A 13,742-nucleotide genomic window follows, 5' to 3' on the forward strand; every position below is an offset into this window, starting at 1 on the left:
CGCCATGCCCCGGCCCCGCGCCACCCCTGTGTGTCGTCAAGGCTGAAAAGAAACCGGCCCCGCTCCCACGGTGCGACGGCAACGCCCGTCTTGGACCATGGGAAACCCACCCGCAGGGAAGCTATGTTGATGGGAGAGAAGGAAGGATTCAGTTGTGGGACTACGGAATTTCATGAGCAGGCGCCGGACACCGGCCGCAACCACACATACCGTCACGGCTCCGCCGTCCGCTGCCGCCGAGCCTAAGCCGCTCGTCAATCCGGCAGACCTGGAGGCGGCGTGGGCAGAACTGCGGCAAACTGCCGGCGAAGCCAACGTGACATCATTCCGCGCCTGTAGCCGCCCGGGGCGCTATTGGGGTGATGACCCCGATGCGGTACGGGCCATAGCCGCCACCATCAGGCGGATCACGAACTCCACGGCTCAGGGCCCGAAAAGCAACCCGTCGCAGTAGGGCGGGCGCAACTAGAACGAGGACGTTCCGTGGCCGAGTCCATCCCAGCAGCTCTGCAACCACCGGTTGCTGTTGCCTTGGCCAAACTGATCAAAGCTTTCCCCGGCCCGCGTGCGTTGCCGGGCGGGATTTGGATGGAACCCAAGTGGGACGGTTTCAGGGCGATAGCCCTTGTTGAGACTGATCAGGTGAGGCTGTACTCCCGTCAAGGCAAAGAGCTGACGAAGGTGCTGCCTGATCTGGCTGAGGCTCTGCTGATGCAGGTGCCTCCCGGCGTGGTCCTTGACGGCGAAGCCGTGATTTGGAACGGGGATCGTCTGGACTTTGAGGCGCTGCAGCGGCGCATGGTCACATCCCGGGCTGCTTTGCCTGCGCTGGCCCGTGAGCTACCGGCCGCGTTCGCGGCCTTTGACGTGCTGGCCGTGGCCGGGCAGGACATTCGCGGAGTGCCGTTCACCGGCCGCCGCCAGCTACTCGAGGAACTGGCAAGGGAATGGACTGCGCCGTTGAACCTCTCCCCCGCCACCACGGACAAGGAATTGGCGAAGACCTGGCTACGGGACTTGCCCGCCACAGGAGTGGAAGGCTTGGTTTTCAAGGGCGGATCACAGTCCTATGACTCGTCTCGTGCGTGGCTTAAGTTGAAGCACAAAGACACCCTGGATGTTGTATGCGCGGCCGTCATTGGCCCGCTGAGTCAGCCGCAGGCGATGATCGCCGGCTTGCCGGTTGATGGGCGGCTGCGGATCGTCGGCCGCTCCACGGTGCTTTCGACGCGGGTAGGGCGTGAGCTGGGCCGCCAACTCCGCCCGGCACAGCCCGGGCACCCGTGGCCCGAAGAGATCAGCGAGACCTCGCTGAACAGATTCAGCAAAGACAAAGGCCCTGTGCGCCTGACGCTGGTGGAGCCGATGGTGGTTGAGATATCGGCCGACGTCGCGTGGACCGGCAAATCTTTCAGACACGGTGTTGGCTACGTTCGGGCCAGACCTGAATTGGACCCCGCTGAAGTTGGGCTTCCACCGCATCTCCAAACCTAGTAGGTCTAATCACAGGTCGCGTTCGGTGTGACCTGTGGTTCGTGAAGCGTCCACCATTTTTCGCCGTCCCATCGCCAGCCAAGTCCGGAGCGTTCGTGCATTATCCATAAGTGGGTAATGGCGGAGTTCAGCGGCGGCATGCCCGCCGGTGTGCCCCATTCCTTGTCCGCTCCGGACTGCGCCCCGTGGCTGAGCGGGTGGCTGATGCTGCCAGCTGTGTCGTCGTCCAGCCAGACGAACAAGTGGCGCTCCTTAGCGCCGGAAGCCCGCAGCTTTCTTAGGTTGTCTTTCCTGTTCGGTTTTTGGAGTTCCTTGATGAGTTCTACGAGTGAGCCGTTGCTGTCGTGCACCGGCCCGCCACCCCAGGTGCTAAGTAGGACGCGGTGTGCGTGCTCTGGGCAGTCCGGACGTTCCTCCAAGGGACGAGCGTCGCCGACGCCAGCTTTCAGCAGCGGCCCGTAGATGTGTGAAAATTCTTCATTGTCTAGGACGTGCTCGCGCGCTTTCTGCTCGTCGAAGGACGTCAGGCCGGCTGATTCCAGTTCCGCAATCAGTGGTTGGACTGTCTGCTCAAAGTTCTTTGCTGGCCAGTGGGTTTCGTGGACGGTCACTGTCCAGCAAGTGTGCAGGCTAGCTTTAGAGCCTTCGGCCGCTGATTTCTCAAAGGTGCGACGGGCATCTTTCTTCGCTTCGTCGGTGACTCTCGTGACTTCCAGGGCGACGTCGTGATCGTTGGAGAGGTAGTCGACCCCGCCGTTGACGTCGGCGTGTTCGAGCGGGATCCCCAGCACCTTTTCAACGATCTTCCTTGCTGCGTCCTCGTCGTTCCGTTCACGGTTCATTAGCCTGTTCCTCTCGTAATTCGAACGAACTGCCTGTCCCGATAATGCTGCCCACTCCGGGACGACAGCTATCTTGTCGCACCTCTCCCCCATACTGGTGCCAGCGGCCAAGCGGCCGTTTTTTCTTTCCGTGTCGATTCGAACATATATTCTAGTGGTGTGGTAGTGAATCCGGAGCAAGCCAAGGCGCTACACGCGAGGTATTCCAAGCGTGCGCAGCCGTTCGGGCTCACGTTGGAAGAGCTTGATTTCAAGAACTTCCCTATGCGCAACGGGTATCCGGGGATCCCGGTGCGTGCGTGGCTGCGGTTCCCGAACTGCGCAGAGCTGGTGGAAGGCGAAGTGTTCGCTTGGACGGAACGGGCGGCGGAAGTGACGTGGAAGGACGGGCCTTTGACGTACCGGACGTGGGTGTGGGCCTCGGCGGTTACCCGTCGTGGAGAAGCAATGGGCAGGAATCTAGGAGAGCGCGTAAACCGTGACAGCAACAGCGAATGAAAGCACCCTCAACGTTGATGTTGACGTCCGGTTCAGTCCGACAGGGCGGCCGTTGGCCGTGAGGCATGAGGGCCGGCTCTGGGTCATTACGGAAGAACCGGTGCATTGGTTCGAACGTGACTCGTGGTGGGAGCGGCGGCGGACTGCGCCGGTTGGCGTAGGGAACATCGTGGACATCGAGTTTTGGAGGGTTCAGGTGAAGCTCTCATCGACTTCGGCCCTGCGGACGTTTCTGCTGCGGCTTGACCCGGCTTCCACCAAGTGGCTGCTGGAATCCATCAGCTAATGCCACGCGATCTTTACCAATCGCCCATTCCGGAGCAGCTGTGGGACCGTATTCGGAATGAATTCGGGCTTCCTGCGTTGGAACAAGTCCGCGAAAGAATTTCCGTCATGCGCGAGGATCCCGAATCCGTGATGCGACAGATCGTCAGAGTCTTCATGCAGGACGGGCCGACATATTGCCCCGGTTTCCAGTTTCGGCCTGATCTGACTTTGGAGCCGGTGGTGGTGGCACTGTTCGAACGGGCTATGGAGCTGAGGGTTCCCCATAACTATTTCGCGCTGTGGATGATGGTCCCCTCCCCTGCCCTGCAGGGATCACGGCCCGTGGACCTGCGTCGCAACGGCGATGCCTCATTGCTGCTCTCGGGGCTGGAAGGGATCTTCACGGATAAGGCGGCCTAGGATATGGGAGTGAAAGTGACCCTAACCGTAGAGGCCGGCAACGGTGAACTCAGCCACGTCGACGCCGAGGGCGAGACCTACGAGAAAGCCAAAGCTGCCGCTGAGGCTTTGGTTCCTGAAGGATCTAAAGCAATCGCAATCCGTACAGCGTAGAACCAACACATCGGAGAGTCTCCAAGTTGAGCGAAACCACCTCGGGGTTCACCCGCCAGCTATCTCAGTCCGAATCCCAGCGTGCCTGGCAGTCCCTACGGATGGACTTCGAGGAGATATCTGGATGGCAGGAAGAAGGCCTCAATACAGTTCCTACTGCGCCGGGTTCCCTTCTTGCCGCAATAGATGCCATGACCGAGCCGTATCAGGTGTCACACCATCTCGGGTACCTCCTTCATACTTCCGTCGACCACCTTCATGCGCTGACAATGCTGATGGAACAGGCGGGTGCACAACACACATTCGCCCCCTACACGCTGATCCGCGCCGCCATAGAAAATGCCGCCACAGCCCTGTGGATCCTGCAACCGGACAGCCCAAGCGAAACAGCCGAGCGGTCCCTCAGACTTGAATACGCCGACCTCAACGATCTGAAGCGGGCCAACACAACGGCAGATCCGGCTGCTGGGCATGATGAGGTGCGACTTGAGGTCTTCGAGAACTGCTTATCTCGGCACGGCTGGAAGGCATCCGAGATTAAAAGACGACCACCGGGGCCTCTGGTCATCATCCAGGAAACGTCCAAATACTATGAGGTCTTCGGCGCAGCCATCATGTGGCAGATGTGTTCAGCTGCAACCCACGGACGTCGATGGGCCCGGCAGTACCTGACCGTGTTTGAAGCCGAAGATGACGGGCGATCAAAGATCCTCAGCGGAAAACTGACATCAAGCGAATCTGCCATAGCGATGGCTCTGCACATCGCATGTAACCTCGTCCGAAAAGCCAAGACAATCCGCGGTGTTCGTTCCAAAGACCCCTCCCACTCCGGCGCCAGTTTTGTCCGTCCAGGCTTGCACACCGTTCACACAGGCCTATACCTACCCAACAGACTGGCCGAGGAGCACTGACTCTGACCTTTGCTAGCCGGTTCGATCAGCTCGGGTCCGTTGTTCCGGACGCTGTTGACGCGGGTGCTGACAACCCGGGGCGTCAAAGTTAGTTCCGGCAGGGCGGCGAGCAGGTGTTGGACGTCGGATTTGTCGGTCAGGTCCGGGTCAAGCCACTCAGCAATTCGGTCTTGCAGGTTCACATACCCAGCCGCTGGGCATTGCCGCAAGTGCTCCGGTGTCGTCCTTAGAGTCCAAATAGACTCAAGTCATGAGTACAAAGATGGCACAGGCTGAAAATGAAGTAGAGGAGTCACCCTCCTCCTTCTCAGAGGAGCCTGCTGCCTCCGTGTGGCGGAAAATCGGACGTATAGCCTTGTGGGCGTACGTCTTTGTGTTCCTACTTGCGATTACCGTTCAAGCTGTCGTTCTGTTTTTGCTGTGGAAGTGGCCGTCTTATGACTGGGGTCGGCTTGCCGATCGGTTCGTTACGAGTCCTGCGATGGCAGGACTATTTGCTGTCCTGGCCGCCGTCATCGGGGCCTGGTCTCTGAACCGTCAATTGAAACAGACCAAAGAAAAATCCGGAGATGAGGCTTGGTGGGAACAGTTCGAGTGGGTGACTGATCGGATCGTCCCTTCCGCTGAAGATGAAAACGAGACGGCCACGACCAAGAAGCTCACGGACCGGCTGCCACATTCGCTCGCCTACGACCTCATTACGGCTCTCACCAAATCTGCCAGGGTTGATTTTCAGAAGGCTGCTGTGGCCGGGATCTTCAAGCACTATCTAACGGAATCATCGGTTCCTCCCGAGCAAAACGGAACCCCGAGTCCGGATGAGCAAGAAATGGACTCAGCAGAAGCGGAATCCCTCAGGCGAGCTCTACTGGCTGTATTGCCGAAGGACGACTCCGTTTCAAGATCGAGACCTGTACGAATGCTCGAGGCATACGAGTACGAGCGAACCGTTCAGAAAGCTCTCGCGCACAGATTCGGGCCACAGCATTTGGAGGCCCCGACTCAGTTCGGTGCAGACGCCACTGTCGAACTTGGTTCCTACAAACTACTTGTAGAGGTGAAGTCCTCCCTCAAAGCTCGCCCCGTGTTCGAAAGGACTGCCGAACGACTTCTTTCCCTCATGGCACGGGAAGATGCAGCCGGTGCTGTAATCGTCACCGCTCCCCCTTCGCTGAAATCTATTGGCTCGCCTTTGGCCTTGGAGCGACTCCGCGACCTAGGCAACCAGGGAATTCATCTCATAGAGTGGGCGCCGTCGGAAGGTTCTGGAGCTTTGCGAGACAAGATTCGGAATACCCTCCCAGCTACATATCGGTAGAAAATCTCCTAGATAGGTAGTCGACGGTAGCCGCATCCGACTGATTATCCGTGACATACAAAGCCCTGCACAGCTGTTGCTGTGCAGGGCTTTCTTTGCGTTCTAGCGACGGTATTCGGTTTGTCGTTGTGTGCGTAGGTCCGGTGTGCGCTGGTCAGTCTCCGTGGCGGTGGCCGGGGACGCTACCGGGCGGGTCGGGAAGGACGTTCGCTGGAGCTGCTGCAGTTTCTGTAGCTCCGGATCGAGCCCGGACGCTGGTTGCGGTTCGGGCTGTGCTGGTTCCTCCGGTTTTGCTGCGGCGGCCATGAGGTGGTCGATACGTGCCGAATTCGCCTGCGCGGCTTTGAGCGCATCAGCGTGTTTGAAGGGTTCAGCCATTGCTTTCTCGGCCTGCTCGACGCGAGCGAGTGCTTCCTGCCGTCGTGTCTCGACGTCGGCGGCCAGCCGTGGCAAGGATGAGACCCTGTTTTCGAGTTGCCTGATCGTCCCAACGTCAGCTGCGAGCAAGCCCTTGCGGGATATCTGCGTTGTCGCCCTGGGTACGCCTTCGACGCGGACTTCAACGGTGGCGTGATCCAGTTCCCGTCCGGGCACGAGCTTGGCCCGGAGTTCGTGACCACCGAGAGTGGCGATGGTGCCGAGTTCGTCGTACCCATAGAGGTTCATGAGCCGGTGTCCTTGCCGTCCGGCCCATGCCCGGAGGGCTTCGGCGGCATCATTCCTGCTGTCCAGGATTCTGCCGTCGATGCGGGCTTTGAAGGCATCCGCGGTGGTGTCCACGGTCCGGGCTACAGCGGCCTGAATCAGTGGCAGGTCCTGTACGGCTGCGTCAGCTGCAGCTTGTTCGCCGCGTTTGGTGTGGTTCACCGCGACCAGGTTGCGGTTGTACGCCCGGTCCAGGCGGGACAGGCGGGCCAGTTCCTGGTCCGCGACCGCCTTCTCCAGGACCAGCGGGTTGCCGCTGGTGATGGCTTTGGCTTGGGCGAAGTTCAGGGTGTTGTCCCCGATGTCTTCAATTTCCCGGACGTCCAGGCGGCCGCGCATGATCTGGTTGATGAACCGGGATTTCCGTTCCAGTCCCTGCCACATGAAGGAATCGAAGGATTCCTTGGTGACGACCTGGGAGATGCGGACCTCGGGATTCTGGTTGCCTTGGCGCAGGATTCGGCCGTGGCGTTGTTCGACGTCGGCCGGCCGCCACGGGGCGTCCATGTCCACCAGGTGCACGGCACGTTTTTGAATGTTCGTGCCGACACCCATTTTCGATGTTGACCCAACGAGCACCGCGATCTGTCCGGAACGGGCAGCTGCGAACAGCCGGCCTTTCTCGTTATCGTTTTTGGCTTCGTGGATGAACCGGACCATGTGTTCGGGCACGCCCCTGCGGCGGAGCTGGTCTTTGAGTTCGCCGTAAACGTTCCACTTCTCCGAGGGTGTACCAAAGTCACAGAAGACCAGCTGCAAGGCGCCGGGCACGGGGTCCGGTTCCCCTGTGGAGGGGTCGGTGTAGATGCGGTCTTTGTGTTCCTCGTACACGCTGGCCAGCAGGTCGGCCGTGGCGCTGATCTTGGTGGGTCCGTGCTGGAACAGCGCCGGATCCACAAGCCTCATATCCAAGGCGGCTTTACGGCCGTCCGAGGATACTTTGAGCATGTTGTCTTCCTCAGAGGCGACAAGGCGGCCCTGGATGGCATCGACACGGTTACCGACGTCCTGAATGTACTCCCGCAGCTCAGGGCTGGGTTCAACGGCGACCATGTTCGGTTGACGGAGCCCGTCACCATCCCGTGCGGCCAGGGTCGGGACCGGCAGTTTGAGGTCTTCGGCGGTTTTGACGTCGGCGAAGGTGTGGAACATCTTCAGCAGCTCGGGGACGTTTTGGAACTTCGCGAACCGGCTCTTGAGTTTGAACCGGTCACCGCCGGCGACGGAGAGTTCCATTTCTTCGACAACCTGACCAAAGGTCGCGGCCCAGGTGTTGAAGTCCTTGATCCCGGCTGCTTGGAGCAGGTCCGGGCGCAGGTAGCGCTGCATCACGTACATTTCCGTGACGGAGTTCGCGATCGGTGTTGCCGTGGCACCGGTGATCACGCGCCGTCCCTCACGCTCACGCAGGAACTCGGTCTTCATGTGGAGATCGGATGCGCGGTTGGAGCCTGTAATGGCCGCACCGGGGATGTTGGACGGTGTTTCCAAGTTCTTGTAGTCGTGCAGCTCGTCCACGACGAGGTAGTCAATGCCGGTCTCTTCGAAGCTGATCCCAGGGTCGGCGGGAGTGTCGAGTTTGGCTTTCAGTCGCTCCTCCCGACTCATGACGGCCTTTTCCAGCCGCTTGATAAGGCTTGAATTGTTCTGCCCGTTGTCGCGGCTGGTGTCTTTCACTGCTTCCAGTTCGGCACGTGCTTGGGCTACTTCGGTGCTCAGGTAGGCGGCTTCGGCTTCCGGGCTGAGGCTCACACGCTGAAACGCGGTGCGGGTCATGATCACGGCGTCCCACTGGTTCGCGGCCGCCCGGGCAACGAACTGACGGCGTTTGTCACCGGCAAGGTCAGCCGATGAGGCGGCGAGGATGCGCGCCTGCGGGTAGACCTGGAGCCATTCCCGGGCGAACTGCTCCAGCATGTGGTTCGGCACGATCACGGCAGGCTTGTTGACCATACCCAGTCGGCGCAGCTCCATCACGCCCATGACCATCTCAGCGGTCTTTCCGGCACCGACCTGGTGGAACAGGCCAACAGCTGGTTCAGAGAGCATCCGTGCCACGGCCGCACGCTGGTGCGGGCGCGGGGAGAAGTCCTTGGCCATGCCCGGCAGGGTCAACCGCTCCCCCTCGGTGCTGTAGTCCCGGAGCACGATGGAGTTGAAGCGGCGGTTGTACTCCCCGATGAGCCGGTTTGCCCGTTCTGGTTCCTCCCACACCCATTCACTGAACCGCTCCTGCAGCAGCTGCGCCTTCTCCTGAGCGGCGGCAGTTTCGACGGGATTCAGGACCCGGCGTTTGTCGTCGCCTTCGTCAGTGACACGCACGGGCCGTTGTTCGAGAACCTGCTTGAGGATGTCGGATGCGGGCATCCGCTGGGTGCCCCAGTTGCTCGTGGCCGCGAGGGTGTGACGGTTGGCCTTAACGTCCCACATCGACCCGGCCGCGTTCGAGACGCTGGCATAGGGATCATTAAGGATTTCGCGGACGAACTCCTGATGGGTTCCTGCGTCGATCCACACAGCCCCAAGGCGGGCTTCCACTTCGTCCATCCGCAACGGTTCCGGCACGGCCTCGGTGAGAGCGTGAACGTTGGCCTTGAACCTCTCGTCAGTAAGCGCCGCGGCTTGGGCGATTTCCAGCTTCTCGCGCACGTTCCCGGAAAGATATTCGGCCCGGGTCTGGAAGGTCTCGTCCGGTCCGGGAACTTCGTAGATGCTCTCCCCCATGGCCGCGCGAGCTTCCTCCCGGCTGACGCCCAACAAAGACGCGGCGTAGTCCAGATCAACCTCACCTACGGTGTCGAGGGTGACGGTGAGGGCTTCTTCGGCAGTGTCCACGCCAAGGACGGGACGGCGGGGCTGAACTTGACGGCTGGACAGCAGGGCAGCCGGGGTAGCCGTCTGGGTGGCTTCGTCGAAGTTCTCCAGTGCCTTGACCAAAGGCCCGAACGGGTCACGGCCAAGGATGGACACGGCCCTGGGCGTGCTGCGGGCCTGGATGGGCTCCTGCGTTTCTTCATCGACGCGTCCGGTGGCCCGGAGGGTGAAGCGGTTGATCGGCCCGTAGGTGCCCACGTACTGGCTGTACGCGGCCTTTAGCTCCTCGCGCAGTGAGTCAATGTCGGCGGTGTCGTCTCGGCTGTCGGCTTCTGCGGTGAGGAGCTTTCGTCCGGCATCCCTGAGACCCAGCAGGGCTCGTAGTTCGGCGGCTTGGGTTTTCGGGACAGCGAGTTCGGTGTGTGAGCCGTTTTCGACAACGGTGAAGCCGTTGTCGGTGGCGCTGATGTGGCCTTCCCATTCCTTGGCTGCTGCCGGGACATAGGCGGCACGCTGGCGTTCCTGTTCTTCGGTGCGTGCCGTGATGACCAGCCCTGCGGTCTTTGCTTCGGCCACGACGTCGGCCAGCACTGCTTCCAGGCGGTCCGGGACGGCGGCGAGGTCATCGGTGGTCAGTTGCAGGGTTTCGGCCCCGTACATGCCGTGGGCCACGTGCAGCTCGCCCAGCAGACGCTCGGGGTGCTCATCGAAGTAGGAGTTCAAGCGGGTGATGGTCCCGTCTATCCTGCGGGCGCTCACGGTCTCCCAGAGGGTCGAGGCCGGTTCCTGACCGGGTTCCCTGCGGCGGAAGATCAGCAGGTCGGTCATGGCGTCGGTTCCGGCTGCTTTGCGGTGCGATCCGGTGGGCAGGCGCACTGCACCTACGAGGTCGGCCAGCTGGTTCATTTCCCTGCGTGCTGCCGGGTTCGTGCCGTCCAGAGTGAAGCTGGACGTCAGTACGGCCACCATGCCGCCCGGGCGGGTCAGTTCCAGGGACTTGAGGATGAAGTGGTTGTGGATCGAGTGACCGCCGGCGTTGTGGCGAGGATCGTGCAAGGTCACGTTGGCGAAGGGCACGTTGCCGATGGCCAAGTCAAAGTGACCGGTGGGGAGTTTGGTGTCCGCGAATGACTCCGCCCGGACCACGGCGTCTGGGTAGAGGGCTTGGGAGATGGCAGCGGTGGTCGGGTCCAACTCGACGCCGGTCATCTCAGCGGACTCGGGTGCGAAACCGATGAACGTTCCGACACCGGATCCCGGTTCAAGCACGGTGCCGCCGTCGAACCCAAGTTCCTGCACCGCGGCCCACATAGCCTTCACGTAGGCAGCGTCAGTGTAGTGGGCGTTAATGGTGGTGCGGCGCGCTGCGTCGTACTGGGCCTCGGTCAGGAGGCTCCGCAGGTGTTCGCGGTCCCCGGCGTATTCTTCCCGGGCCTCATCGAAGATTTGGAAGACGCCTTGCGCTCCCCAACTCCCCCACCGTGCAAGCGAAGCCTTTTCAGCGTCCGTGGCGGGACGGTTATCGGCCTGCAGCGTCTGAAGTACCTCGAGGGCTTCAAGGTTCGCCCTGATGCGACTCCGCGCACCGGACGGCGCCAAGTCCTCCTGAGAAGAAGGACGAAACCTGTCGGAGCCGTCTAGAGCTGTTCCCGAAGGTGTTGCACTTCGGCCATAAACTCCAGGTGCTCTTTGATGCTCGGGTTCTCGTACTCCTCCTCCTCGTCCTCCGTCTCCGGGGGCGAAAGCAGTTCGTACCGGACGATCTCCTCGGCCTGATTCCGTGCGGCGTTCAACCGGCCTACCTTCTCCAGATACCCCTCCCCTTTCGGGTCCGGGCCGGCCAGCTTGATCTGCAGCTCGTCCACTTGTTCCTGGGCCTGCTCCCCCAGATTCGTGAAGAACTCGTCCGGGTTCTGAATCTGGCTGTACTGGGTTGGGCTGGCTGTCTTCCAGGCTTCCTGAGCCTGCCTGCCGTACTTGTTCATTGCGGTCCTCCTCTGGTGCCGCCCACAGAGCTTCAAAGCTCAGCTGGCCATCGATTTGTTTCTTACGTCCCGCCATGGACTCTCCCCCTGGTGCCTCTTCTGGTTCGAAGGTCACGCTATCGGGGATTCATCCGCTTTTCCTGTCACACAGGGGGCACTCCCCCGGTGGGCAGGTTGTGTCCCTAATCGGTCTTCAAAGCAAGCGTCCAGTGAGGAATGGGATTGCGTCTCAAGAACGGGGCCCTGCGGAAGTTCATCTCGTTCAGGACCGCGAGGATTTCGGCCGGTGCCGCTGCTGCAACGATTTGATGATCGTCCGTGAGTGGCTTGCGAGTCTCTTCGAGCACAACCCTGGTCATGTTGTGGAAGGCCATCAGATCAGTGTCTGCCTCCGGTGGTAGGCGTCCGGTCACTGTGATGACATGGAGCCGAAAGACGTCAGGTGCGCTGAAGATGATGACCAGCTCGCTGCCTTGCCGGACGGATTTCTTTGCCAGCTTCGCGACCCACGGCCCGGCCTCCGGAAACGAATTAAAGGCTTCACGAAGCTCTGTGCTTTGTCTCATTCCCATGCTTCCCCCCTAAGTTCTCTGCTATCACGTTGCGCCTGCTTTGATACTGCGGTGAAACCACCCTGATACCACTCTGGCTACTAGAGCCCGAGCAGCCGCTCGGCCAACGTGAGAACGGACAGTTACCCCTGATTGCCGCAATCCCTCATGTGGGACTTTCGACTACCCTGCTATCAGCACCGTACTGTTTTGATACTGCTGTGATACTGACCGGTCACTGGGTGCGGGCTGCGCGTCGACGTTCCAGTTCAGGCCAGATGATGGATTCGAGGAGCTTTTGCTGGCTGCGCCTGTCGGCTTCGGCTTCTTCTTTGAGCAGCTGCTTCTGGTAGTCGTTGAACCGGAAGAGGATTCCCTGCGGGCCGACGGGCGCGTTGGGGTCCAGCGAAGTTTCTTTCACTTCCGGCGTATAGCCACCTTTGCCGAATTCTTCGGCCTTTTTAGCTATGACGTCTTCGTCCACAGTGGGCGTCGAGGGGGACGTCGCCTGTGCGTCGCGCTTCTTTATAGGCATCCTTGGATCTCCTTTACCAGTACCTGTACTTCTGCTTTTGCTTTGGCGTTTGCCAGCTCGATAACGCCTCGGCCTGCCGGGATGCTGTCGCGATAGGCCTTCCTCGTCTTCAGAGCTGCGTCGATGAGGGGTAGTTGAGGGTAGTCCCGCAGGTAGTCCTTGGCCTCGTCTTGTTCCGTGGCGTTCGAATCCGTGGGGACCTGCGTAAGGAGGACGAATGCTCTGAGTTTGGGATTCATGTCCTGAGCGGTTTCGATCAGTCCGGCCAAACCGGGAAGGGTGTCCAGATCGAATTGGGACGGACGGGTAGGAACGACCATGAGGTCTGCCACCGTCATGGCTGTACGCATTTCCTGACTGTCGTGGCCGGGGGCATCGACAATTACATAGTCGTATCGGGTAGCGAGGTCCTTCAGGGCCTCGCGAACATTACCGGTCTTCTGAATGGCGTGGACGCGGGGGAGTGAGTCGTCCTGGGCGCGGTCCTGCGCCCATGTGGAGGATGACTCGGTGCTTTTATCGCAGTCAACGATCAGGACATCATGGCCCAATCGGGAAAGTTCGGCGGCGACGTTGACTGTTGTCGTCGTTTTGCCCGTCCCGCCCTTCTGGCAAGCGACAAGGATTACTGGCATGTCTTCCTCTCCAAGAGATTGAATGCTACTGCCCTGATATCAGAGCGATCTGGTTTTAGTCGCGCGGTGATACTGCATCAGTATAATTTCGGAACTGTTTTGATACTAGCATCAAAACAGTATCGTCGTGATACTAGGGAATGGCCGGCGTTGCGGTGTCGGCTATTCCTCCATTTAGTTCTTGGCCTTGAGTTGGGAGACTCGCTGCGTGGAGATGCCCAGCATGCGGGCTACTTCTGTGATGGTGAATTGCTGGCTGAGTTCCGCGACGACAGCGCGCGATTCGGACGCAGCTTTCGTAGAGAGTTCCTGTGCCTTCTCGGCATCTTCGCGGGCCTGTGTCCAGCGGGTCATGACCTCTCCGGGTGGCCGTAGGATGACGTTTACCTTGACCTCATCGGGGTCGAGGTTGAGGACAATGGCCGCGAGGTCGGTGGCCATGTCCTGGATATCCTTCGACCGGCTGGCTTGGGTCACCCGATCAAGCTCGTGGATGTGAATTTCCCACCACTTGCCCTCTTTGTGGGCGACGGCTTCCAGCTCTCGCTTTATGGTCATTTCTTCCTCTCACTGCTCCGTGGGTCAACGGGGGACCCGGCCCCTAGACTAGCCCC

The 13,742-nt window shown here is 60.4% G+C and carries 15 protein-coding genes; 8 read left to right on the forward strand and 7 right to left on the reverse strand.

The genetic code is table 11. From position 1 onward, the window contains the following. The first annotated feature begins 172 nt into the window (after positions 1-172). A complete protein-coding gene (locus WBN73_RS20810; protein ID WP_337341199.1) occupies positions 173-454 on the forward strand; it encodes a hypothetical protein in 282 nt (93 codons plus the stop codon). 29 nt (positions 455-483) lie between these two features. Further along, a complete protein-coding gene (locus tag WBN73_RS20815) occupies positions 484-1,494 on the forward strand; it encodes an ATP-dependent DNA ligase (RefSeq protein ID WP_337341200.1) in 1,011 nt (336 codons plus the stop codon). A 5-nt stretch (positions 1,495-1,499) separates the two neighbouring features. Here WBN73_RS20815 and WBN73_RS20820 read toward each other — a convergent pair whose 3' ends face one another. Next, on the reverse strand, positions 1,500-2,336 hold the full coding sequence (locus WBN73_RS20820; protein ID WP_337341201.1) for a hypothetical protein: 837 nt from the start codon (positions 2,334-2,336) through the stop codon (positions 1,500-1,502). A gap of 165 nt (positions 2,337-2,501) precedes the next feature. Between WBN73_RS20820 and WBN73_RS20825 the strand changes: the two genes are divergently transcribed. The 6 genes from WBN73_RS20825 (at position 2,502) to WBN73_RS20850 (ending at position 5,903) form a co-directional block, all read left to right on the forward strand. Beyond that, positions 2,502-2,834 (forward strand): hypothetical protein, encoded by a 333-nt coding sequence (locus tag WBN73_RS20825; RefSeq protein WP_337341202.1) that lies wholly within the window; start codon positions 2,502-2,504, stop codon positions 2,832-2,834. Then, entirely contained in the window at positions 2,815-3,120 is a 306-nt protein-coding gene (locus WBN73_RS20830; protein WP_337341203.1) for a hypothetical protein, read from the forward strand. Before WBN73_RS20825 ends, WBN73_RS20830 begins: the two co-directional genes overlap by 20 nt. Next, on the forward strand, positions 3,120-3,521 hold the full coding sequence (locus tag WBN73_RS20835; RefSeq protein ID WP_337341204.1) for a hypothetical protein: 402 nt from the start codon (positions 3,120-3,122) through the stop codon (positions 3,519-3,521). Before WBN73_RS20830 ends, WBN73_RS20835 begins: the two co-directional genes overlap by 1 nt. 9 nt (positions 3,522-3,530) lie before the next feature. Beyond that, the gene (locus WBN73_RS20840; RefSeq protein WP_337341205.1) at positions 3,531-3,674 is read left to right on the forward strand and encodes a hypothetical protein; all 144 of its coding nucleotides are present in this window, start codon (positions 3,531-3,533) and stop codon (positions 3,672-3,674) included. 26 nt (positions 3,675-3,700) lie between these two features. Beyond that, entirely contained in the window at positions 3,701-4,585 is an 885-nt protein-coding gene (locus WBN73_RS20845; protein WP_337341206.1) for a hypothetical protein, read from the forward strand. A gap of 250 nt (positions 4,586-4,835) precedes the next feature. Then, positions 4,836-5,903: a hypothetical protein gene (locus WBN73_RS20850; RefSeq protein ID WP_337341207.1), complete on the forward strand. Its 1,068-nt coding sequence runs from the start codon at positions 4,836-4,838 to the stop codon at positions 5,901-5,903. A gap of 102 nt (positions 5,904-6,005) precedes the next feature. Here WBN73_RS20850 and WBN73_RS20855 read toward each other — a convergent pair whose 3' ends face one another. From WBN73_RS20855 to WBN73_RS20880, 6 genes are all read right to left on the reverse strand, one after another. After that, positions 6,006-11,021 (reverse strand): helicase-related protein, encoded by a 5,016-nt coding sequence (locus tag WBN73_RS20855; RefSeq protein ID WP_337341208.1) that lies wholly within the window; start codon positions 11,019-11,021, stop codon positions 6,006-6,008. A gap of 38 nt (positions 11,022-11,059) precedes the next feature. Further along, positions 11,060-11,407 carry a TnpV protein gene (locus WBN73_RS20860; RefSeq protein WP_337341209.1) on the reverse strand — a complete coding sequence of 116 codons (348 nt, stop codon included), beginning with the start codon at positions 11,405-11,407 and terminating at the stop codon, positions 11,060-11,062. A 182-nt stretch (positions 11,408-11,589) separates the two neighbouring features. After that, positions 11,590-11,973 (reverse strand): hypothetical protein, encoded by a 384-nt coding sequence (locus WBN73_RS20865; protein WP_337341210.1) that lies wholly within the window; start codon positions 11,971-11,973, stop codon positions 11,590-11,592. Between the two features lie 220 nt (positions 11,974-12,193). Next, complete coding sequence (locus tag WBN73_RS20870) at positions 12,194-12,493, reverse strand: hypothetical protein (RefSeq protein ID WP_337341211.1); 300 nt, start codon at positions 12,491-12,493, stop codon at positions 12,194-12,196. Next, positions 12,484-13,128: an AAA family ATPase gene (locus WBN73_RS20875; RefSeq protein WP_337341212.1), complete on the reverse strand. Its 645-nt coding sequence runs from the start codon at positions 13,126-13,128 to the stop codon at positions 12,484-12,486. The genes WBN73_RS20870 and WBN73_RS20875 overlap by 10 nt, the downstream gene beginning before the upstream one ends. Positions 13,129-13,302: 174 nt before the next feature. Then, the gene (locus WBN73_RS20880) at positions 13,303-13,686 is read right to left on the reverse strand and encodes a hypothetical protein (RefSeq protein ID WP_337341213.1); all 384 of its coding nucleotides are present in this window, start codon (positions 13,684-13,686) and stop codon (positions 13,303-13,305) included. Positions 13,687-13,742 lie beyond the last annotated feature (56 nt).

It is taken from the genome of Paenarthrobacter sp. CCNWLY172, assembly GCF_037402035.1.
Taxonomy (GTDB): domain Bacteria; phylum Actinomycetota; class Actinomycetes; order Actinomycetales; family Micrococcaceae; genus Arthrobacter.